Origin of the sequence: Xanthomonas nasturtii (assembly GCF_001660815.1) — a bacterium.
In the GTDB taxonomy this organism is placed as follows: domain Bacteria; phylum Pseudomonadota; class Gammaproteobacteria; order Xanthomonadales; family Xanthomonadaceae; genus Xanthomonas; species Xanthomonas nasturtii.
This window is the reverse complement of sequence record NZ_LYMI01000009.1, coordinates 117,082-138,786: the sequence shown is the minus strand read 5'-3', so window position 1 is coordinate 138,786 and position 21,705 is coordinate 117,082. Positions and strand designations below refer to the sequence as shown.

The window sequence follows — 21,705 nt, the reverse complement described above, 5'->3', positions numbered from 1 at the left end:
TGCGAAGTGAAAATGCGGAAATCTGCACAATCGACAACCCGATGCACAGCCGCGCGTTTGCGCTAGGATCATTGCTGGGTTGCACCTTCGTGCAACCGTCAAATCGTGACCGCTACCATGACCCCGATGGACCTCAACCTTCCCGCGCTGGAAATGCAGACGCTGTTCGATGCACTGCCGGATGTGGTGTTCTTCATCAAGGACAGCGAGGGCCGCTACACCCACTGCAACCTGACCCTGGTGCGCCGGCTTGGACGCAAGCTGCGCAGCGAGATCATCGGCCGCTCGCCACTGGAAGTCTTCCCCTTGCCGCTGGGCGGCAGTTACATGATGCAGGACCGCCGCGTGCTGTGTGGCGAGCTCATCGACAACCAGCTCGAAGTGCATCTGTATCCCAACCGCCTGCCCGGCTGGTGCCTGACCTTCAAACGCCCGCTGTGCGAGGCCAACGAGGTCATCGGCGTGGTCGGCATCTCGCGCGATCTCGGCCAGCCCGACAGCCGTCACTCCGCTTACGAGCGCTTGAGCCAGGTGATGGAACACATGCAGGCCAACTTCGGCGACAACCTGCGCGTGCAGGCCCTGGCCGATCTGGCCGGGCTGTCGGTGGCGCAGCTGGAGCGGCACTTCCGCCGCGTCTTCCAGGTCACCCCGCAGCAGCTACTGACCAAGCTGCGCATCGAATCGGCGATGCGGCTGCTGTACGGCGACGAAAGCATCGCCAGCATCGGGCAACGCTGCGGCTTTGCCGACCAGAGCGCCTTTGCGCGCCAGTTCAAGGCTACCGTCGGTATGACGCCACGCGATTACCGTGCGCTAAAAGGTCAGTTGTAAGAACAGAATTTCGCCTTGACACATAGCTGGCACAAATGCCGAATTCGGCAGGATTTGCGGCGCGCTGGCGATCTGAGTTGAGCCGCCATGCAGGCCGCGCTGTGACGCAGGCGATGCGCCCGCGCAATCGTCTGCGCTGAAGGTGGCGTCAAGGCGATACGGGGCCCGGATGATAGAATTTCGGGTTTCCCCTACTGCGTTGCCAATGGCCAGCTTTTTTCGCCGCAACAAGCCAACCACGCCCGACAGCTCGCGTACCTCGCGCTACAGCCTGGAAGAACTGGCAGCCGCATTCCCCACCGCGCCGTCTGCCGCCACCCCGGTATCGCCGGCCGAGGCGATGCCGACCGCCGAGCCGAGCACGGGCACAGCCGCAGCTCCGGTCGTAGCCACCGCGCCTGTAGCGCCCACGCACAGCGAACCTGCTGCACCGGCAGCTGCGACAACATCGCCGCCAACCGCGGCAACGCCGGCCGACCAGCTTGCACAGGAGATCGCTGCACGCACTAGCCAGGCGCAGAGCATCGCTGCCGTTCCAAGCGCACCTGCGGCCCCGGCAACGCCTGCGCCTACCGCAGTGCAGGCGCTGCCCGACCCGATTCCCGCTAGCGCGCCAGGCACGCCAGTCACCGTTGTGGTGCCGCCGGTGGTGGTACAGCCGCAGACCACGCCGACGCCGCCTGACGCAACGCCCGCCCAGCCGGTAACGCCGTCGCATAGCGCGGCGCCTGCCATAGTCGCCGCGCCGGGCACCGCGTCACCGGCCATCGCTCCGCCGGCGGCAACGCCGACACCTGCCGCTGCTCCGGCTGCCGCAGCCCCAATCGCTGCGGCTTCGGTAAGCACTGCGCCGACCGTCACCGCACCAGCCATTGTCAGCGCGCCGCTGCCGTCCTCCCAAGACAGCGACAGCATCGTTGGCCAGCACGATGCGCTGCCAGCCGCGCCCGCAGGCAAACCCGGCTGGCGCGAGCGGCTGCGCAACAGCACCTTCGCGCGCAGCTTCGGTGGCCTGTTTTCGCGCAACCCCAAGCTCGACGACGATCTGCTGGATGAAATCGAAACCGCGCTGATCACCGCCGATGTCGGCATCGGCGCCACCACCGCGTTGGTCGAAGGCCTGCGCAAGCGCATGAAAGCGCGCGAATTCGTCGATGCGCAGGCGATGTTCAAGGCCTTGCGCGCCGATCTCATCGCGCTGCTGCAACCGGTCTCCAAGCCGCTGGTCATCGACCGCTCGCTCAAGCCGTTCGTGGTGCTCACCGTTGGCGTCAACGGCGTCGGCAAGACCACCACCATCGGCAAGCTGGCCAAGCGCTTCAAGGACGAAGGCAGCAGCCTGATGCTCGCCGCCGGCGACACCTTCCGCGCCGCCGCCGTGGCGCAGCTGCAGGCCTGGGGCGACCGCAATGGCGTGGCGGTCATTGCGCAGGGGCAGAACGCCGATGCCGCCTCGGTGGCGTTCGACGCGCTGCAGGCCGCCAAGGCGCGCGGTACCGACGTATTGATCGCCGATACCGCCGGCCGCCTGCACACCCAGACCGGGCTGATGAACGAGCTGGGCAAGATCCGCCGCGTGCTCGGCAAGATCGACGCCGCCGCGCCGCACGAAGTGCTGATGGTCATCGACGGCACCACCGGCCAGAACGCCATCTCGCAGCTGCGCCAGTTCCATGCTGCGGTCGGCGTCACCGGCCTGGTCGTGACCAAGCTCGACGGCACCGCCAAGGGTGGCGTGGTGTTTGCGCTCGCGCGCGAGTTCAACATTCCGATCCGCTTTGCCGGCATCGGCGAACGGCCGGAAGATTTGCGCGTGTTCGACCCGGTGGCGTTCGTGGATGCCTTGTTGCCGGACGCATTGGGCGGTTGATTGACGGCCGGAACCGGGGACCAGGGACCCGGAAAGGCAACAGCCACGGCACAGGGCAAATCGATGCTGGTGTAATGGATGCGCTGAATGAGCAACTGGTTGCCAATACGGCACGACGTCTCTTAAGTGCCGTTCGATCAGATGGCAATGTTCGGACATGCCCGGCTCGCTGCGATTGGTCAGCGAAAGGCGTCGCCGATCGAGCGGCCTTCCTCCGCTGTACACAGCGCCAGCGCTGCAGCCACATGCAGCGTTCGCACAGGAACTGCGCAACGAGAAAGCCGCTACACCGCATGAAGCGTGGCCAACGCTGCCTTTTGCGTCACTTGCCTGCAGTGACGGCAAGCACTGCGTAGGTGACAACCTGCAGCTGCGATCAAGGCACGGAGATCGCCTGGCAACGAGCGTGCGCTGCATCCTGCACCATCGCCCAGCCGGCGCAGATCACCGGCAAGGTATGTCATCGTCTGGCGGCTCAACCACACCCCCAGCCCCTTTTCCCAGCCAGCAGACGTCATGCCCGCCGATCACACCGCCCCTTCTTCCGACGCCTTCGTCGAGCGCCTGCTGCACTGGTTCGACGGCCACGGCCGCCACGACCTGCCCTGGCAGCATCCGCGCGCGCCATACCGGGTGTGGCTGTCGGAGATCATGCTGCAGCAGACCCAGGTTGCGGTGGTCATTCCGTATTTCCAAAAGTTCGTGGAAAGCTTCCCTGCACTGTCCGATCTGGCGGCGGCCGACAACGACACGGTGATGGCGCATTGGGCCGGGCTGGGCTACTACGCCCGCGCGCGCAACCTGCATGCCGCCGCCAAACACTGCGTCGCCCTGCATGGCGGCGAGTTGCCACGCGATTTCGATGCGCTGCTCGCGCTGCCGGGCATCGGCCGCAGCACCGCAGGCGCCATCCTGAGCCAGGCCTGGAACGATCCTTTCGCGATCATGGATGGCAACGTCAAACGCGTGCTCACGCGCTTCCACGGCATCGCCGGCTATCCCGGCCTGCCGGTGGTCGAAAAGCAGTTATGGCAGCTGGCCACCACCCATGTCGCGCACGTCCCGGCCGGCCGTCTGGCCGACTACACCCAGGCGCAGATGGATTTCGGCGCAACGCTGTGCACACGCGCCAAACCTGCATGCGTGCTGTGCCCGCTACAGGACGATTGCAGCGCACGCCGCGATGGCCTGGTCGAGGCATTGCCCACGCCCAAACCCGGCAAGCTACTGCCCGAACGCGAAGCCACCGCGCTGCTGCTGCAGAATGCAGACGGGCATCTCCTGCTGCAGCGTCGCCCACCGACCGGCATCTGGGCCTCGCTGTGGACGCTGCCGCAGGCCGAGACCGACAGCGGCATGCGCGCCTGGTTCGCAGCGCATATCGACGGCGACTACGAACGCGCCGACGAGATGCCGCTGATCGTGCACACCTTCAGCCATTACCGCCTGCATCTGCAGCCGCTGCGCCTGCGCAAGGTCGCGCTGCGGGCAGCGGTACGCGACAACGACGATCTGCGCTGGGTGGCACGTGCCGATCTTGGATCGCTGGGCCTGCCGGCGCCAATCCGCAAGTTGCTCGACGCGCTGTAACGCACTGATCGAACGACTGCGTGTTTGAACTGATACCAGGACGACCGCGCCCACCGCCAGGCGCGCAGCCGATGCTCGAAATCGGTATGTACCGCTCGTACACTCCGATTCCCATGCGCCATCCACACCCACCTGACGGCTGCGCGTTACGTTGCATAGATGCTGCTTCGACGCATCGCGGCAACCGCAACTCGTACACTGCACTGGCGAACGCATCACCCCTTGCACCTGCGCGCCCTGCATGCCTTCCAAGGCGCAACTGCGCAGGTCACTCCACCCCGCATTCAAAGGAATCCACATGTCCCGCACCGTGTTCTGCCAGTACCAGCAAAGCGACGCCGAAGGCCTGGATTTCGTGCCGTATCCAGGCGAACTCGGCCAGCGCATCTTTGCGCAGATCGGCAAGACCGCCTGGCAGGCGTGGCTGGCGCATCAGACCATGCTCATCAACGAAAACCGGCTGTCACCGCGCGACCCCAAGCACCGCGCCTTCCTCGAAGCCGAGCTGCAGAAGTTTCTGTTCGAGCGCAATGCCGACAAGCCAGAGGGCTACGTGGCGCCGCTCGGCGAGGAATAGGTTGAGGGTGGGGATTCGGAATTAGGAATTGGCGGGTCGGCGCTGGGGATTGGCATGAGCGGTTGCAGCTGCCCGCTGCATGTCGTGCGTTTGAGGAAGTGGTTGCCAGGGTATGTAACGAGTGCGCGGTGCCCTCACCGCACCAGACAGTTGGCTGTTTGCTTCAGTGAAGAACGGAATCAGCGCAGCAGAGAGTTTGCCGGCTGTTTTATTGAAAGCTGTGCATACCGACCAACTCCACTGGTCATTGCCCGCTCACCGTCGCGGGACCTTGAGCGGCATGGATGCCGCGCCAGAGCTTACATGGACGTACTTGCAGCGTGTCCTGCGATGGTGGGCGGGCAAGGGCCCTGCAGCAAACGCAAAGACGTCGAGGGCGCGGTGCCCTCACCGCTCGCGGGACACGCCGTGAATCCGTCCGTGGAGGCTCGGTGGCCGCATCCATGCCGCCAACGGTCCCGCAATCGGTAAGGACACCGCACCAGACCGTTGGCTGATGCCTTCATTGAAGAACGGAATCAGCGCACCAGACAGTTTGCTGGCTGTCTTATTGAAACCTGTGCGCACCGACCAGCTTGAAATGCGCTGCCGCCTCCAGCGGCGGCAGCGCACTCTGCAGCGCAAGGTCTCAACCCACGCCGGTTGGTCCATCCAGCAGCATGCGGATGCGCTTCAGCAATTGCTTTTGCGTATAGGGCTTGTTGACCACGTCGAACTCGGCGCCGCCCACATCGGTGCGCTGGATGCTGGCGTCGGCGTAGCCGGTGGTGAGCAGGATCTTGATCTTCGGCAGCATGCGGCGCGCCTCGCGTGCGAGCACCACGCCATTCATGCCGCCGGGCATGATCAGGTCGGTGAACAGTGCGTCCACGTCGGGGGTCTTTTCCAGCATCTCGACCGCCTCGCGTCCGCTGGACGCAGACAGGATGCGGTAGCCTGCATTTTCCAGAAACATCCGTGCCACCACCGCCACGTCCTGCTTGTCTTCCACCACCAGGATGGTTTCGTTGCCGCCCTTGTCGATCGAACGGCTCTTGGCTGCCTGCAGCTCATTTTCGAATTCGCTGGATGCGGGGAAATACAGCCGCACCGTGGTGCCTTCGCCCACCTCGCTATAGATGCGCACGGTGCCGCCGGACTGTTTGACGAAGCCATACACCATCGACAGGCCCAGGCCGGTGCCCTGCCCTTCGTCCTTGGTGGTGAAGAACGGCTCCATCACCCGGCTCACCACCTCCGGCGGCATGCCCGAGCCGGTGTCGCTCACCGCAATACTGACGTAGCGGCCGGGCGCCAGTTGGTGATACATCGCCAGATCGTGGCTGGTGACCTCCACGTTCTGGGTCTGCACGGTAACTTCCTTGCGCTCGGCCTGCGCCATCGCATCGCGTGCGTTGATCAACACATTCAACAGCGCCACTTCGGCCTGGGTGGTGTCGATCTGGCAATTCCATAGCCCGTCTTCCAGCGACTGCCGCAAGGTGATGCCGCCCCCCAATGCGCGCTCGGCCATGTTGTTCATGCCGGCCACCAGCCCATTGAGGTTGACCACTCGCCCGCGCAACTTCTGCTTGCGCGAAAACGCCAGCAATTGCTGGGTCAAGGTGGCCGCCTTCGCAGCCGCCGCAGCCGCATGCTCGGCACTGAAGGCAATGCGCTCGGCGGTGCCACCGCCGGCGCTGGCCATCATCTGAATCACCTCCAGATGCCCGGACATCACCTGCAGCAAATTATTGAAATCGTGCGCGATGCCGCCGGTCAGCTGGCCCAGCGCTTCCATCTTCTGCGCCTGGCGCAACGCGTCTTCCGCATCGCGGCGCCGGCTCACATCCAGTTGCGAGCCGAAGAAATATACAAGGTTGCCCTTGTCGTCGAATACCGGCGAGACGAACAAGGCATTCCAGAACGACGAACCGTCCTTGCGGTAATTCAGCACCTCGGTGGCAAATTCGCTGCGGGTTTCGATCGATTCGCGCACATCGTCGATGCTGGCCGGGTCGGTCTCCGGCCCCTGCAGGAAGCGGCAGTTATTGCCGATGACTTCATCGGCCGAATAGCCGGTCATCTCCAGGAACGCGCGGTTGGCGAACACGATGGGGTTATCCGGAAGATGCGGGTCGGTCACCGTCATCGGCATGCGCGTGGTTTCCACCGCAGCAAAAAAGATGTCCGAGCGATGCTTCTCGACAGGCAGGCTGCGAGATTCGCTGATGTGAGGCGCCCGTAGCTCTCCGTGACCGGGATCGTTCAAGTGATATTCTCCGCGGGGCCATTCCCGTGGCCACAGTCTAGTTGGGCCCGGTGAGGCGACTCGTCACATCCATGAGCCTTTCCCGTACGGCAGCGGCCGCCATTGCAACCTGATGCAATCAGCAACCGCGGCCAAAGACGCGGAGAGCCTTCGCTGGATGTGAGCGCTACCGTTGCGGTGACATCTGCATAGATGGCGACGTCCGAAAACATCCAGCTTTTCATCAACGACAGCTTGTCAGCCGACGGCAGGCGACCATCAGCGGGAATGCCGTCTTGCCCGCAACCTTGCAGCTGTGCGCCAACGCCGCTGGAATGCTTGCTGAAAGCCGCACACCCCGCGCAGGTGCAGCGTGCGTGCGCATGGTTTTGTCGTAGCATGCGCGGGCAACACGCAGCTCCTGCGCCTCGCGGTCGTTTCCGGCTGCGCCAGCGCGCGTTCTTTCCAGGCCAGCGCCTTTCGCCTGGCGACCATGCGATGTCACCATGCCGGGCTACCAGACCCAGATCCACGAGCTGACCTTCGGGCAGCTGACCTACGTCATTCGCGCGCTGGCGGATAAGCAGCAGTACGCCGACCCGGATCAGACCGCTGCCGAGGCGGGTATTTCGTCGGCGCAATGGAGTCTGTTCGGCCAGGTCTGGCCGGCCGGCCAGTTGCTGGCTGAGGCCATGGCCACGCGCCCCATCGAGGGCAAACGCATCCTCGAGCTGGGCTGCGGCCTTGGCTTGGCGAGCCTTGTATTGCGCCGACGCGGCGCCGATGTGGTCGCCAGCGACCACCACCCGCTGGCGGAGGTGTTCCTGGCCTACAACGCTGCGCTGAACGCGCTGGAATCGGTGCCGTATCGCCGGCTCGACTGGAATACCGGCGCGCCGAACATGGGCCAGTTCGACATGATCATCGCCAGCGACGTGCTCTACGAAACCCGCCACGCCGCCATGCTGGCCAAGCTGATCCCGGCGCTGGCCAAACCCGCCTGCGAGATCGTCATCAGCGACCCCGGCCGCGGCAACGCCAACGCGCTGTCGCGCATGCTGGCCGATATCGGCTTCTCATTGATCGCCGGCGAACGCCAGGCCTCGGCGCAGGTAGCCAAGGCGCCGCGCTTGTTCGTTTACCGGCGCAACATGGACAACTGAAGGCCGGCAGGCGGCTGATCGCGCAGCCACGCCATCGCGGCGAGGGTGCATTGGCAGACAGCAGGACCGGCTTGCGCGCGTCCGCAGCAATTTGCTTGTGCTCGCTCAGGCGCAGCGCATCGGCATCGGGCGTGTCCTGGGTCTTCAGTTCCCACGCTTGGATCACGCGCGTGTGAAACACGAACGCGCGGCGGCTGCGGTCGTAGCGGAAGCTGATGTAGTCGGTCCAATGCTGGCCGCACCCGACGATTTCGATCGCGATTGCTACCGGATCCTGCGCAAGGGCCTGGAAACGCATCTGCACAACGTGGTGTTGCTGTAGGCCGTGCATACGCGTGAGCTGGGCTGTTTCGCCCGTTGCACCATCTGCACTGAATCGTGGCTCGGCCGGAAGATCGCGCACCTGTCGGCGCCCCTGCTTGTTCTGTTCCACCACCACACAACACGCGCGTCGCGGTAGCCGAGAGCTTGCGTTTCCTTACCTGCCCCGTGGCTCGCAGCTGCGGTATTCCTTGGGGTCGAGAAACTCTGCCAGACAGGAGCCCACGCGCAGCGCCTGCTCGCGTGCATCGCCGCGGTATTCGCCCTGCCCTGCGCCCTCGATGGTGGCCACGGGCGCGGCGCGGTCGCGGTGGTAGACGAACGCGGTCGAGAGCCACAGCGTCGCGCCAGGGGCCTGGCTTTCCATTGTCTCCACGCGGAATTCACCGCAGTAGCCGTGGATCAGTGTGCGTCGGAGTGTCTTATGCGTCATGCGTGCAGTATCGCCACGCGCATTTGAAGACCACGTGGAAATCGATTGCATCGTTCAACCGAAATGGCGTGCAGGTGCCCAGGCGTGCCTAACGACGCAGCAGCCTGCGTCCACGCCAGATCAAATCAGAGTTTCCGCCACGCAAACCGCCAAACGCAGAACGCGCCCAGTTGGCGCGCTTGAATGAAACGGAGAGCGGTGGATCCGGTGATAACCGGAAAGCCTTGCGAACGAAGGCTTGGAGATGGTGGCCGAGGACGGAATCGAACCGCCGACACGGGGATTTTCAATCCCCTGCTCTACCAACTGAGCTACTCGGCCACTTACCTGCAACACGATGCCTGCGTTGCGAGGACGCGCACTATAGCGAGCAGGCGCAGTTTGGGCAAGCGTTACGACCAATTTTGTTGCTGGCCGCGATCGGCGCGGTGTTTCTTGCACCGGTTCACGCCGCGCGGCCGGGTGCATGGCCTAGCCTGCGTGCGTCTACCGGAGATTGTCATGCACCTGCCCCGCCTGCTGTTGTCGTGCCTCGCCCTGCTGCCGCTGACAGCGTTCGCGCAGCAGCCGGTGCGTGCGGTGCCGCAGCTGGACGTCTCGCGCTATGCCGGCCAGTGGCATGAGATTGCGCACCTGCCGGTGTCGTTCCAGAAGAAGTGCCGCAGCGACATCACCGCCAGCTACACCTTGCGCGACGATGGGCTGATCGGCGTGCGCAATGGCTGCCGCACCGCCGATGGGAGCCTGAGCCAGGCCGATGGCGTGGCGCGTCCGGTCGCCGGCCAGCCCGGGCAACTGCAGGTGCGCTTCGCACCCGACTGGCTGAGCTGGCTGCCGCTGGTGTGGGCCGATTACTGGGTGATCGCACTCGACCCGGATTACCAGTGGGCAGTCGTGGGCGAGCCGGACCGCAACTACCTGTGGATCCTGTCGCGCTCGCCACGGATGCAGCGCGCGCAGTTGGAACGGCTCAAGGCGCAGGCCACCGAAATGGGCTACGACCTGTCGCCACTGATCGTGGCCGCGCCGTTGCTGTGAGCCCAGCCCTGGCTTCGCCGGCTGCTCCGCCCCGACGCGGCGCGCGCGCTCGGGGCAGCGACCGTACTGCGTAGTATTCTTGGCGCCGCCTCATTCCGCAAAGGACCCGAGTACATGCGTCGTGCCTATCGCCTTCTTCTTGTGTCGCTGGCCTGCGGGCTGCTGCTGAGCGCCTGCGGCGGCGCGGTCCGCCGCGTGTCCGAGCCCGCCGCCAGCATCCAGCAACTGACCGTACGTGCCGACGGCGCCTGGTCGGTGGATCTGCGCCTGCAGAACTACAGCAGCATCCCGATGCAGTTCGACCGCGTGGCGCTGGAAATCTCTGCTGGCGACCAGCTGGCCGGCAAACTCGATCAGGCGGTCGGCATGTCGATCGGCCCGGAAACCGCCGACGTGGTCACCGTGACACTGCAGCCCACCTCGCTGGGCCGCATCACCGTGGCCGACGTGCTGGCCGGTGGCCGCTCGTTCCCGTACACGCTCAAGGGCACCGTCTGGGCCACCCCGCAGGACAAGAAACAGCGCGATTTCAGTGTGGAGTCGCGCAATACGCTCAGCCCGGCCCCCGGCCTCAACGGCGTGCTGCGCTGACGCGCACGCCCTCCCGCACCCGCTTCAAGGATCCCGCATGAGCAGCTATACCGCCCCGCTGACCGATTTCCGCTTCGCCCTGCACGACGTGCTCGGCGCACACGCCCTGTTCGCCCGGCTCGGCTACACCGATGCCAGCACCGACATCATCGACGCCGTGCTTGAGGAGGCCGGCCGCTTCACCGCGCAGGTGCTGGCGCCGCTCAACAGCGTGGGCGACGAGATCGGTTGCGCATTCGACAAGAGCACCCACGCGGTGACCACCCCACCGGGCTTCCGTGCCGCTTACGACCAGTTCGTGGAAGGCGGCTGGAACGGGCTCACCGCCGAGACGCAGTTCGGCGGACAGGGCATGCCGCATACGCTGGGCGTGCCGCTGAGCGAGATGATCAACGCCGCCAACCTGGCCTGGGGCAACTTCCCGCTGCTCTCGCACGGCGCGATGGAAGCGCTGCGCCAGCATGGCGAAACCTGGCAGCAGGAGGTCTTCCTCAAACCGCTGATCGACGGCCGCTGGACCGGCACCATGTGTCTGACCGAACCTCACTGCGGCACCGACCTGGGCCTGCTCAAGACCCGCGCCGAACCCAACGCCGACGGCAGCTACGCCATCACCGGCACCAAGATCTTCATCACTGCCGGCGAGCACGACCTCACCGACAACATCGTGCATCTGGTGCTGGCCAAGCTGCCGGACGCCCCGGCCGGCGCCAAGGGCATCTCGCTGTTCGTCACCCCCAAGTTCAGGGTGGACCGCGACGGCAACGTGGGCGAGCGCAACGCGCTGCATTGCGGCTCCATCGAACACAAGATGGGCATCAAGGGCTCGGTGACCTGCGTGATGAACTTCGAAGGCGCGCAGGGCTACCTGGTCGGCCAGCCGCACAAGGGCCTGCAGGCCATGTTTACGATGATGAACACTGCGCGCCTGAGCGTGGGCCTGCAGGGCATCGGGCTGTCCGAGCGCGCCTACCAGAACGCCCTGCGCTACACCCGCGAGCGCCTGCAATCGCGGGCGCTCAGCGGCGCCAAGTTCCCCGACAAGCCGGCCGACCCGATCATCGTGCACCCGGACGTGCGCCGCATGCTGCTGACCATCAAATCGCTGACCGAAGGCAGCCGCCTGCTGGCGCTGCACGCGGCCAGCCTGGTGGACGTAGCCCATCGCGGCGAAACCGAGCAGGAACGCGCCGATGCCGAAACGCTGGTGAGCTTTCTCACCCCGATCTCCAAGGCCTGCCAGACCGAGTGGTCGATCGAGAACACCTACCACGCGTTGCAGTGCTTCGGCGGCCACGGTTACATCCGCGAATACGGCATGGAGCAGCTGGCCCGCGATGCGCGCATCACCACCATCTACGAGGGCACCACCGGCATCCAGGCGCTGGACCTGATCGGCCGCAAGACCGCAGCCAGCCAGGCCGCCGGCCTGAAGCTGTTCCTGGCCGATGTGGAAACCTTCGCCAATGCGCAGGACGGCAACGCGGCGCTGGCCGAGTTCATCAAGCCGCTGCGCGACAAGTGCAGCGAATGGGCGATGCTGACCCGCGATGTGCTCGACCGCGCCGCGCGCAACCCGGACGAGCTGGGCGCGGCCAGCTACGAGTATCTGTTTTATTCCGGCTATGTGGTGCTGGCGTACTGGTGGGCGCGCAGCGTTGCGGCCGCCGATGCTTCCGCACACAGCGACGACTTCAAGCGCGCCAAGCGCGAGACCGCACGCTTCTACTTCGCCCGCATCCTGCCACGCACCTTGACCCATGCCGCCACCATCCGCAGCGGCGCTGCCCCGTTGATGACCCTGGAAGCGGAGCTGTTCGGCGAAGGCTGAGCGCCTTCATCGCGGCGGGCTGCCGCTGCCGTAGGAGCAGCCCTGGCCGCGACGAGGCGGTAGCGATCAACAAATCGTCGCGCCCGGGTGCGCCCTGCCCGTAAACATCGCGGGATTCTCAGCTGTCGTAGGAGCGGCCCTGGCCGCGACAGGGCGGTCTCGATCGGCAAGGCCCCGCGCCCAGGTGCGCTGCTGCGATTCACCTACGCCATCGATGCGTGCACAGAGTGATGCGGCAGCACGGCGGCATCGCGGCCACGTGCGTACTTGCCGAGCTCGTCGTTGCTCGATACGCGCCCGGCCGTTCGCTGCGATACACAAACTGTCAACGATCGGGTATAAGCTGTTTTCCCGATGGAGACAGACACGCACGTTCGTGATGTGATCGTCCCCGGAGGCAGCTCTGCCCCGGTTGCGGGCAACGCTGTCGCTGCGATCCAGCAACTTCCCACGCTTCGCCTGCTGTCGCTCGACGCTCACGGCCGCGTGCTGGACTGGATCAACTGGCAAGACGCTGCCTGCCTGTACGCCCGCGATGCGGTTTCGTGGACGCTGGGCGAGCCCTGCATGCAGATCCATGGCGGCATCTCGCGGCTGACCGGCGAGCGCAGCTCGCTGGAATTGCACCCCATCATCGCCGCACGCGGCCATGCCCGTTCGCGTGCGCTGGACCCGACCCCGACCCTGAGCAACACCGCCCTGTTCGCACGCGATTCGCAGTTGTGCATGTACTGCGGCCAGCGTTTCAGCCGCCCGCATCTGACCCGCGATCACGTCATGCCGGTCTCCAAGGGTGGCCGTGACAGTTGGGAAAACGTGGTCACTGCCTGCTTCCAGTGCAATTCGCGCAAGGCCAACCGCACCCCGCAACAGGCGCATATGCCGCTGCTGGCGGTGCCGTACAGGCCTAGCTGGATCGAGCATCTGATCCTGTCCAATCGCAATATCCTGTCCGACCAGATGGCCTTCCTGCGCGCACAGTTGCCCAAGCGCTCCAAGCTGTCGCTATGAGCCGACAAAGCCACCGATAGCGGCGGGCAGTGCCTGATGCGCTGCACGGTGGTCAGCAGCTCCAGCACCCCGGGTGAGGGCGCGGATATCCTGGATAGTTGAGCCCGGACGCGCGGGCTGCTGTCGCAATCACTGTTCATTGCCGCTTTCGCTGAGCCCGGCGTGCCGGCGGACATAGCGGTCGAATGCATGACATCACGTGCTCCGCCAGCATTTCCGCCAGCCAACGGCGTGCCACGCGCTCGTCCAGCCTCCCTGGAATGAACCGTGCAACGCGCACGCCGCAAGGTGCGGCAGATTGCCGCAGGCGTCCGTGATCGGCACGCAGCCTGACCGTGGCGGCGCCTTTCCCCGTCGCTTCCCGCTGACAGCTGAACCAGTTTGCTTGCCGGGCCTTCGCATGGGGAGGACAATGCGGCTTCAGAATATTGACACGATGATGATCGACTCCACCCGCTATCCGCGCCTGTCCCGCATCCAGACTCCCGACGATCTGCGTCGCTTCGACGAAGCCGAGCTGACCGCGATCGCCGAAGAACTGCGTTCCTACCTGATCGAATCGGTGGGCAAGAGCGGCGGACACTTCGCGGCCGGCCTGGGCGTGATCGAACTCACCGTCGCCCTGCACTACCTGTATCAGACCCCGGTCGATCAGCTGGTGTGGGATGTCGGGCATCAGACCTACCCGCACAAGATCCTCACCGGCCGGCGCGACCAGATCCATACGGTCAAGCAGAAGGACGGTGTGGCGCCGTTCCCCAAGCGCGAAGAAAGCGTCTACGACACCTTCGGGGTCGGTCATTCGTCGACCTCGATCTCGGCCGCGCTCGGCATGGCCATCGCCGCGCAGCGCAATGGCGACGACCGCAAGGTGGTCGCAGTGATCGGCGACGGCGCGATGACCGCCGGCATGGTCTACGAGGCGCTCAACCACGCCGGCGGCATGGACCCGGAACCGAACCTGCTGGTGATCCTCAACGACAACCGCATGTCGATCTCCGAGGCAGTGGGCGGGCTGACCAAGATGCTGGGCCGCGCCAGCGGCAGCCGCACGCTCAATGCCATCCGCGAAGGCGGCAAGAAGATCCTCGGCGACAAGAAGAACAACCCCACCGCGCGTTTCGTGCGGCGCTGGGAAGAACACTGGAAAGGCATGTTCGTGCCGTCCACGCTGTTCGAGGAAATGGGCTTCCATTACACCGGCCCGATCGACGGCCACGACCTGCCCAGCCTGGTCGGTGCACTGAAGACCCTGCAAACGCTCAAGGGCCCGCAGCTGCTGCACGTCATCACCACCAAGGGCAAGGGCTACGAACTGGCCGAAGGCGACCAGATCGGCTACCACGCGGTCGGCCCGTTCGACCCGAGCAAGGGCCTGGTGGCCAAGGCCGGCGCCAAGAAGCCGACCTATACCGACGTCTTCAGCGACTGGGTCTGCGACATGGCCGCGGCCGAGCCCAAGCTGCTGGTCATCACCCCGGCAATGCGCGAAGGCTCGGGCCTGGTGCGTTTCAGCAAGGAATACCCGCAGCGCTATTTCGACGTGGCAATCGCCGAGCAGCACGCGGTGACGCTGGCCGCCGGCATGGCCACGCAAGGTGCCAAGCCGGTGGTGGCGATCTATTCCACCTTCCTGCAGCGCGGCTACGACCAGTTGGTGCACGACGTGGCGGTGCAGAAGCTCGACGTGCTGTTCGCGATCGATCGCGGCGGCGTGGTCGGCCCGGATGGCGCCACCCATGCCGGCAACCTGGACCTGAGCTTCCTGCGCTGCGTGCCGCACATGCTGGTGATGGCACCAGCTGACGAGGCCGAATGCCGCCAGATGCTGAGCACCGGCGTGCAGTACGAAGGCCCGGCAGCGGTACGCTACCCGCGCGGCACCGGCCCCGGCGCAGCGCTGGACACCACGCTGACCACCCTTCCGATCGGCAAGGCGCAGCTGCGCCACAGCGGCACCCGCATCGCCCTGCTCGGCTTCGGCGTGACCGTGGAAGCGGCCGAAGCGGTGGGCCGCGAACTGGGCCTGACCGTGGTCAACATGCGCTTTGTCAAACCGCTCGACAAGGCAATGCTGCTGGAACTGGCCAAGACCCACGACGGCTTCGTTACCATCGAAGACAACGTCATTGCCGGCGGCGCCGGTTCGGGCGTGTCGGAATTGCTCAACGCCGAAGCCATCACTATGCCGACTCTGCACCTGGGTCTGCCGGACAGCTTCCAGCACCATGCCAGCCGCGAAGACCTGTTGGCGGAGGCCGGCATCGACCAGGCCGGCATTCGCGCTGCGGTGCTCAAGCGCTGGCCGCAGTTGATGGTCAGCAAGACGCCTCCGTTGAACGCGGCCGTGGGCTGAGAGCAGCGGACAAGCCGGACGCGCGCGTGCTGCCTTATATCGGCGGCACCGCGTCAGTCCGCGCGAAGCCATCCACCAACTGCACGATGCGCGCCTGCGACCGGATCAGGTGCAGCTCGGCCTGCAAGCGACCCACGCCGGATGGCGCTGCGTTGGTATCGAGCGCCTCGCGCAGCAGCGCCGGCAAGCCATCCAGATCGCGCAACCACCAGGCAGCGCCTGCCACCTGCAAGCGCGCGGCGTGGTCGAACTGGTCGTAATCCAGCGGATAGACAATCGCAGGTAATCCCGCGGCCAGGCAGGCATACAGAATGCCGGCGCCACCGTGATGAACCACCAGCGCATAGCGCTGCAGGTGCTGCGCGTAATCCACGTACGCCAGCCGTTGATAGTTGCCCTGCCCCGGCTGCGGTGGCGCGCCCGTGTCGCCGTCGCTGAAATGGAAGATCACTTCGGGGAACTGTGGCGCCAGCGCACGCAACATGCCATCCATGCGCTGCTTCACCCAGTGCAGATGCGTGCCCAGCGTCACCAGCACATGCCGGCGCCCTGCAACGAAGCTGGGCGCGGTCACGGACGAGGGCGGCGTGCACGACTGGGGCCCGACGAAGCGCACCGCCGCAGGCCAGCGCTGCGCAAGTTCGAACGACGGCACTCCCAGGGCCAGAATGCACTGCGGCGAATACACCGCCTCGCTGCGATCGCTGCGATAGATCGCCGGCAACCCGCAGGCGCGCATCTGGCGTCGATAGCACAGGTGCAAGGTCCGTTTGAAGCCGCGCGTGAGCCGGCGTGCCACCGCGTGCCACGCGCGCTGCAGGGGCGTGGCCGCAGGATGCAACCCACCGAAGTACGCGGGCGGCCCGTCGGCGGTTTCGATCACGCACGGCGAGGGCATGCTGGTCCACCAGGCGATCCCCATCGCCTGCGCCGCCAGTCCTGCGCTGGGCAAGGTGAAGTCGACGATCACCAGATCCGGCCGCCGCGCGCGCCAGCGCTGCTGTAACGCGTCGCCAAGCTGCGCCATCAGACCGAGCGCGCTGTGCAGCTGCCGACGCAGGCGCAAGGGGTTGTGGCCTACTGCATGCGGCGGGTTGGCGATGGAAAGCAGCAAGCGATCGGCATGCGCATCCAGCACGCTGGCGGCAGTGAGCCCGCAGGCACGGATGCGCGCCTGCGCGGCCGGCGTGCTGATGACATGCACCTCGTGCTGTGCAGCTAGCTGCCGCGCGATCGCCAGGATGGGATGCAGATGCCCGCTATACGGTGGTGCGATCAGATCAATGCGCATGCGTCGTGTCCGGTCGCATCCGTTCGATCTGCACGAGCAAGCGCTGGCATTCGGCAAGCACCTCGGCGTTGCGCAGGTACGCCATGTGTCCGCACGCGGGTCTGGCATGCACCTGCCCATCGAACAGTGCATGCGAGATCCAGTCGCTGCGCCCTTGCACCACCCGCAGCCGGCCGAAGGCCGCGGGCGCATGACAGACCGGGCCATACGCAAAGACGGCCAGGCGCGCACGCAGCGCATCCGGCAACTGCAGTGCGCTCAATAGCTGCAGCCCGCAGCTGCCGGCCAGCAGCAGCGTCATCGGCGCCTGTTCCAGCAGCGCGTGCACGCGTGCGCGATCGGCAGCAGCAACGCGGGCGTTGCGCGCCGCAAGATACTGCCGCGCATTGGACAGGCTGGCACGCCACAGCGGTATGCGTCGGTGCGCCGCGCTGTCATGGCGATACGGATAATTGCAGGTCACGCAGTGCCGGCCCGTGCCGCGCAGTTGTTGCAGAAATGCCTGCTGCTCCGCACTCAGCGCGCAGCTTGCCGGGTCGCTTTGCCCGGTGAGGAAGGCGATCTGCAGCGTGCCTGGCTCACTGCACACGAAAACACCCATCAGACAACACGCGGTAACGCCGCGTACGCCAGCGAATCGTGCGTACCAGCGCTGCATGCAGCAGATGCAGCGGCTGCAGGCATTCGGCAATGATCGACAGCAACACGCGGTGGCGGACTGCGCCGGTGACGCGCCATTGCACGCCGCACAGCAGCAGCGCGCGCGCCAGCAACACAATCACCACCGAAGATGCAGCCGGCCAGGTGTGCTGCACGCAGGCGCCGATCAGCATGGCCAGCAGCAGCACTGGCGGCAGCCCCTGCAACATGCCGATGGCGCTGCGCACACCCAGCCGTTGACGGCGCAACAGGATCAATGCGAACAGCATCCAGCGATGCATCTGGCGCAGGTAACCAGGCAGGTCCGGCATCGCGGTGCGCATCGCTACCGGTGCGGTGGATTGCCAGAGGCGCCCGCCACGCGCGCGCACCAGCGTGGCAAAGGCCAGGTCGTCGGTCAGTTGCTCCAGCAATGCAGAAAAGCCTCCCCAGGTACGCAGCTGCGCGGTACGCGCCGCATAGCACATGCCGTTGAGGGTCAGCGGCGCTGCAAACGGCAGCCAGCCCAGGTAGGTCAGCGCGGCATTGTTGTTGACGAACTGCGCCAACAGGCGGCCCGCCACGGTGGCGCTGTCGTGGTAATACGGCAGCGCAGTGACCACATCGGCGTGCGCCAGATCCCGCAACAGCTGCGACAACGCAGGGCCGCTGAGGTGCGCATCGTCGTCAAGAATCAGGCTGACAGGCGCAGTGATGTGCGGCAATGCGTAATCGAGCTTCCATGCCTTGGGATTGATGCCGGGCGGCGCCGGGGGCACCAGCATGCGCGTGATACGCAGTTGCGGAGACTGCGCAATCACTGCATCGGCAGCAGCGTTTCCCGGGCGATCGTCGGCATCCAGCAACCAGACGAACTGCGCCTGCGGCAATGCCTGCACGTTGGCGGTGAGCACGTCCTGCAGATGCGCATCGCCACCAAGAATGGGCTGCAGGATCGCCACCTCTGCCGGCGTTGCAACGGCAATGCGCGGTGGTCTGCGGCGTTCGCCCCGCATGACCCACAGCACCGCCGCCGTCTTGAACAGCAGCACGCCCAGATACAGCACGGCCAGGGTCGGGACGATCAGCTCCACTGCGCCGCCTGCCAGCGCACGAAGGCCTCCACGCCCTCGTCCAGACTGACGCTGGGCGGGCCGAGATCGGCAAGCGTGCGGCGCGGATCGAAGGTCTTGGAGTAAGCGAATGCACCCACGCCAAAACGCGTGATCGGCGGCTCGCCGCGCAGGCGCAGCACGCGATATGCAACCTCCACCACGCTGGCCATACGCAGTGCAGTGGCGATGCGTACCTCGCGTCGCGGCAGCGGCAGCTGCAGGCGCGTGAGCAGGTCCAACAACAACTGTTGCAGATCCACCGGCTGCGCGTTGGTGAGATTGTAAGCAGCCTGCAACTGCGGCGCGGTGGCTGCGCGATACAGGTAATCGCACAGCGTATCGATATAGATCAGGTCGCCGATCACCGGCTGGGTCTGGCCGACGAAACGTGGCAGCGCACCCTTGTGCGCAGCGGCGATCACACGCGGAAACAGCACCGTGTCGCCGGGCCCGAACACGGCACGCGGGCGCAACACGCATCTCTCACCAGGATACGTATCGAGCAGGGTTTCGCCGAGGTATTTGGTGTGCGCGTACGTGTTGACGAAGGCCGGGCCGATCGGGCTGTCTTCATCCAGATCGTATTGATGCGCTTCGCGGTAGAACACCGAACTGGACGACACATACAGCAGCCGCGGGCAGCCATTGCGCTTGCAGAAGTCGATGACATTGGCAGTGGCCTGCACGTTGTGCAGCTGGAACTGCGCGCGCGTGCCCCACGGCGATGCCAGCGCAGCCGCATGAATCACCACATCCGGTTGCCAGTCCAATGAAAACGGTTGGCTCAGGTCGATGCGGTGGTAGTTGGGCAACTCGCTGGCGCGGCGCCCGATGCCGTGAATCTCGACACCCGGCTGCCCCTGAAACCGCCGCAGGAACGAACCACCGACAAAACCGGACGCACCGGTCACGAGAATGCGCAGGCTCATCGCCACTCCGGTTGATAACGGTCGAGACTGGGTTGGCAGTGCGATGGCAGGATGGCCAGCTCCGGATGCACCTGCGACAACGCGTGCAGGCGATGCACGGTGCGTTGGAATGCGTGCCAGTCGTGCATCAGAAGGCGCGTGGGCCAGGCCGGCCATTGCAGCGCGGCCCAGGTTGCCGACGACCACACCGCGTCCGCACACAACAACACCTCGCGGTCGTGCTGATCGCGCAGCCACAGCCCCATCTGGCCGGGTACGTGACCGGGGAGCGGCAACGCCAGCACGCTGCCGTCCTCGAACAGATCGTAGGCCGGGCCGAGCGACTGCCAGGCGCCGCTCAACGCGCGCTGCGACGCCTGTTCGGCAAACTGCAGCCGCTGGTCGAAGTCGTTCGGCAGCAACTGCGGCAGCAAGGCGCGGCGCAACCCACCCAGGCGCGAACAGCTGCGCACCTGCTGGTAATCCGCACGCAGGCAGACAAAGCGCGCATTGGGCAAATCGCGCAGGCCGCCGACATGGTCGGCGTGGAAATGCGAAATCAGGCACCAGGCAATCTCGTCCAGCGCCACGCCGCGTTTGCCCAACTGCGCGCCCAGGGTTTCGTGGGCCGGCAGGCTCACTGGCGTGGTCCAGCGATACACGCGCTCCGGCCACGGATCGGTCGCGCGAAAAAAATGCGCGGCATAGCCGGTGTCGTAGAGCAGCGCGCCACGCTGTGGATGCCGGATCAGCACGCTCAACGCCGGGAATTCCACCGCATGCCAGTGGCCATCCGCGCGCACCATGCGTTCGCAATGGCGACAGTGGCCAACCCGCAACAGTTCGAGCGACACGCGCACCGGCATCAGTAGCGCAACACCATGCCGCCGATGGCAAGCCCCGCACCGGTGCCGAGCAACGCGACCAGATCGCCGCGCTGCAGACCCAGTTCGACACACGCGTGATGCAGTGCATGCGGCAACGAGGCGGCCACCTGATTGCCGGTGCGCTGCAGAATGCGCACCACCTGATCGGGGCGCAGGTCCAGTGTCTGCACCACATGATCCAGGCCGCCGCCGGAGGCTTGATGTGGCACCAGGCAACGCAAGGCTGCAGCGGTGGTGCCGGCGTCGTGCAGCAGCCGTTCCCAGAATGCCGGCAGCTGCCGCGCGGCGAAGCGATAGGCGCCACGTCCATCCATACAGAACGTGCGCGAGGCATCGGGCGCGCTGTCTTCGCCATGCGGATACCGGGTGCCGCCACCGCGAATGCGGCACAGCTCCGCGCCGCTGCCATAACTGGACAACCGGCTGGAGAGCAGCGCCGAGCCCTGCCCCGCTGCGCTACGTCCAACGAGCACTGCGGCCGCACCATCGCCGAACAAGCCGGCCGTGGCCGGCGTTGCTGCATCCAGCCCGGCCGATGCGACCTCGCTGGAGACGATCAGCACGCGCTGGTAACGGCCAAGCGCCAGCGCGTTGGCCGCCATATCCAGTGCCACCAGAAAACTCAGGCAGGTTGCATTGACGTCGAATGCGGGGATGCCGGAATCGCCCAGGCCGAGCGCGCGCTGGATCAGCACCGCCTGGCAGGGAATCGGCTGTTCCATCACGCTACAGGCAGAAATCAGGCAATCGATTTGGCTGGCGTCCAGACCGGCGCTGGCCAAGGCCTGTTGCGCGGCGGCCGCGCCCATCGACGATGCGGTCTCGCCCTCGCCCACGTAATGGCGTGTTTCCACGCCCAGCCGCGCGAATGTTGTTCCCGCCGGCAGCTGCCAGCGCTCGTCCAACTGGTGCGAGGTCACTTCCGTCGCCGGAACATGGCGCCCGGTGCCCAGAATGCGCAGCGGCAATGCGTTCAACGCGGAGCTCTCAAGACACAAGGCGCGCAGCATACCGTGGCCG

At 65.7% G+C, this 21,705-nt stretch carries 18 protein-coding genes, 1 tRNA gene, 1 other RNA gene and 2 pseudogenes; 12 read left to right on the top strand and 10 right to left on the bottom strand.

All coding sequences use genetic code 11. The features are described 5' to 3' along the window. Positions 1-117: 117 nt before the first annotated feature. From A7D16_RS04810 to A7D16_RS04790, 5 genes are all read left to right on the top strand, one after another. Entirely contained in the window at positions 118-834 is a 717-nt protein-coding gene (locus A7D16_RS04810) for an AraC family transcriptional regulator (RefSeq protein ID WP_082925730.1), read from the top strand. A gap of 205 nt (positions 835-1,039) precedes the next feature. Continuing rightward, the gene (gene ftsY / locus A7D16_RS04805) at positions 1,040-2,704 is read left to right on the top strand and encodes a signal recognition particle-docking protein FtsY (RefSeq protein ID WP_064630312.1); all 1,665 of its coding nucleotides are present in this window, start codon (positions 1,040-1,042) and stop codon (positions 2,702-2,704) included. 516 nt (positions 2,705-3,220) lie between these two features. Next, positions 3,221-4,294, top strand: a complete 1,074-nt coding sequence (gene mutY / locus A7D16_RS04800) for an A/G-specific adenine glycosylase (RefSeq protein WP_064630310.1) — start codon at positions 3,221-3,223, stop codon at positions 4,292-4,294. Between the two features lie 86 nt (positions 4,295-4,380). Continuing rightward, positions 4,381-4,455: non-coding RNA, sX9 sRNA (locus A7D16_RS04795), on the top strand. A gap of 137 nt (positions 4,456-4,592) precedes the next feature. Next, on the top strand, positions 4,593-4,871 hold the full coding sequence (locus A7D16_RS04790; RefSeq protein ID WP_010363477.1) for an oxidative damage protection protein: 279 nt from the start codon (positions 4,593-4,595) through the stop codon (positions 4,869-4,871). A gap of 628 nt (positions 4,872-5,499) precedes the next feature. Here the strand turns inward: A7D16_RS04790 and A7D16_RS04785 are convergent. Then, positions 5,500-7,122, bottom strand: coding sequence for a hybrid sensor histidine kinase/response regulator (locus A7D16_RS04785; RefSeq protein ID WP_064630308.1), 1,623 nt, complete (start codon positions 7,120-7,122; stop codon positions 5,500-5,502). Positions 7,123-7,607: 485 nt separating this feature from the next. On the opposite strand from A7D16_RS04785, the gene A7D16_RS04780 reads away from it, so the two are divergent. Continuing rightward, complete coding sequence (locus A7D16_RS04780; RefSeq protein WP_064630306.1) at positions 7,608-8,264, top strand: class I SAM-dependent methyltransferase; 657 nt, start codon at positions 7,608-7,610, stop codon at positions 8,262-8,264. Between the two features lie 37 nt (positions 8,265-8,301). Here A7D16_RS04780 and A7D16_RS23690 read toward each other — a convergent pair. Then, a pseudogene (locus tag A7D16_RS23690) lies at positions 8,302-8,511 on the bottom strand (hypothetical protein); the annotation flags it as partial. Here A7D16_RS23690 and A7D16_RS24000 point away from each other — a divergent pair. After that, positions 8,500-8,586: pseudogene (locus A7D16_RS24000) on the top strand (ethanolamine utilization protein); the annotation flags it as partial. The pseudogenes A7D16_RS23690 and A7D16_RS24000 overlap by 12 nt on opposite strands. A 156-nt stretch (positions 8,587-8,742) precedes the next feature. Here the strand turns inward: A7D16_RS24000 and A7D16_RS04770 are convergent. Then, entirely contained in the window at positions 8,743-9,018 is a 276-nt protein-coding gene (locus A7D16_RS04770) for a hypothetical protein (protein WP_064630304.1), read from the bottom strand. 245 nt (positions 9,019-9,263) lie between these two features. Next, positions 9,264-9,339, bottom strand: a tRNA-Phe gene (locus tag A7D16_RS04765). Between the two features lie 180 nt (positions 9,340-9,519). On the opposite strand from A7D16_RS04765, the gene A7D16_RS04760 reads away from it, so the two are divergent. The 5 genes from A7D16_RS04760 (at position 9,520) to dxs (ending at position 15,845) form a co-directional block, all read left to right on the top strand. Continuing rightward, the gene (locus A7D16_RS04760; protein WP_064630302.1) at positions 9,520-10,056 is read left to right on the top strand and encodes a lipocalin family protein; all 537 of its coding nucleotides are present in this window, start codon (positions 9,520-9,522) and stop codon (positions 10,054-10,056) included. 114 nt (positions 10,057-10,170) lie between these two features. Beyond that, on the top strand, positions 10,171-10,647 hold the full coding sequence (locus A7D16_RS04755; RefSeq protein WP_064630300.1) for an LEA/WHy family protein: 477 nt from the start codon (positions 10,171-10,173) through the stop codon (positions 10,645-10,647). Positions 10,648-10,684: 37 nt separating this feature from the next. After that, complete coding sequence (locus A7D16_RS04750; protein WP_064630298.1) at positions 10,685-12,478, top strand: acyl-CoA dehydrogenase C-terminal domain-containing protein; 1,794 nt, start codon at positions 10,685-10,687, stop codon at positions 12,476-12,478. 354 nt (positions 12,479-12,832) lie between these two features. Next, positions 12,833-13,489 (top strand): HNH endonuclease, encoded by a 657-nt coding sequence (locus A7D16_RS04745; RefSeq protein ID WP_064630296.1) that lies wholly within the window; start codon positions 12,833-12,835, stop codon positions 13,487-13,489. A 439-nt stretch (positions 13,490-13,928) separates the two neighbouring features. Continuing rightward, positions 13,929-15,845, top strand: a complete 1,917-nt coding sequence (gene dxs / locus A7D16_RS04740; protein WP_064630376.1) for a 1-deoxy-D-xylulose-5-phosphate synthase — start codon at positions 13,929-13,931, stop codon at positions 15,843-15,845. 34 nt (positions 15,846-15,879) lie between these two features. Here the strand turns inward: dxs and A7D16_RS04735 are convergent, their stop codons facing one another. Genes A7D16_RS04735 through A7D16_RS04710 form a run of 6 tightly spaced genes read right to left on the bottom strand, consistent with a single transcriptional unit; the run spans position 15,880 to position 21,695 of the window. Beyond that, a complete protein-coding gene (locus A7D16_RS04735; protein WP_064630294.1) occupies positions 15,880-17,136 on the bottom strand; it encodes a glycosyltransferase in 1,257 nt (418 codons plus the stop codon). After that, positions 17,126-17,737: a hypothetical protein gene (locus A7D16_RS04730; protein WP_064630292.1), complete on the bottom strand. Its 612-nt coding sequence runs from the start codon at positions 17,735-17,737 to the stop codon at positions 17,126-17,128. Before A7D16_RS04730 ends, A7D16_RS04735 begins: the two co-directional genes overlap by 11 nt. After that, positions 17,715-18,869 (bottom strand): glycosyltransferase family 2 protein, encoded by a 1,155-nt coding sequence (locus tag A7D16_RS04725; protein ID WP_064630290.1) that lies wholly within the window; start codon positions 18,867-18,869, stop codon positions 17,715-17,717. Before A7D16_RS04725 ends, A7D16_RS04730 begins: the two co-directional genes overlap by 23 nt. Next, entirely contained in the window at positions 18,860-19,819 is a 960-nt protein-coding gene (locus A7D16_RS04720) for an NAD-dependent epimerase/dehydratase family protein (protein WP_064630288.1), read from the bottom strand. The genes A7D16_RS04725 and A7D16_RS04720 overlap by 10 nt, the downstream gene beginning before the upstream one ends. Then, positions 19,816-20,664, bottom strand: coding sequence for an MBL fold metallo-hydrolase (locus tag A7D16_RS04715; RefSeq protein ID WP_064630286.1), 849 nt, complete (start codon positions 20,662-20,664; stop codon positions 19,816-19,818). The genes A7D16_RS04720 and A7D16_RS04715 overlap by 4 nt, the downstream gene beginning before the upstream one ends. Beyond that, positions 20,664-21,695, bottom strand: a complete 1,032-nt coding sequence (locus A7D16_RS04710) for a 3-oxoacyl-[acyl-carrier-protein] synthase III C-terminal domain-containing protein (protein WP_064630284.1) — start codon at positions 21,693-21,695, stop codon at positions 20,664-20,666. Before A7D16_RS04710 ends, A7D16_RS04715 begins: the two co-directional genes overlap by 1 nt. Between the last annotated feature and the right edge of the window lie 10 nt (positions 21,696-21,705).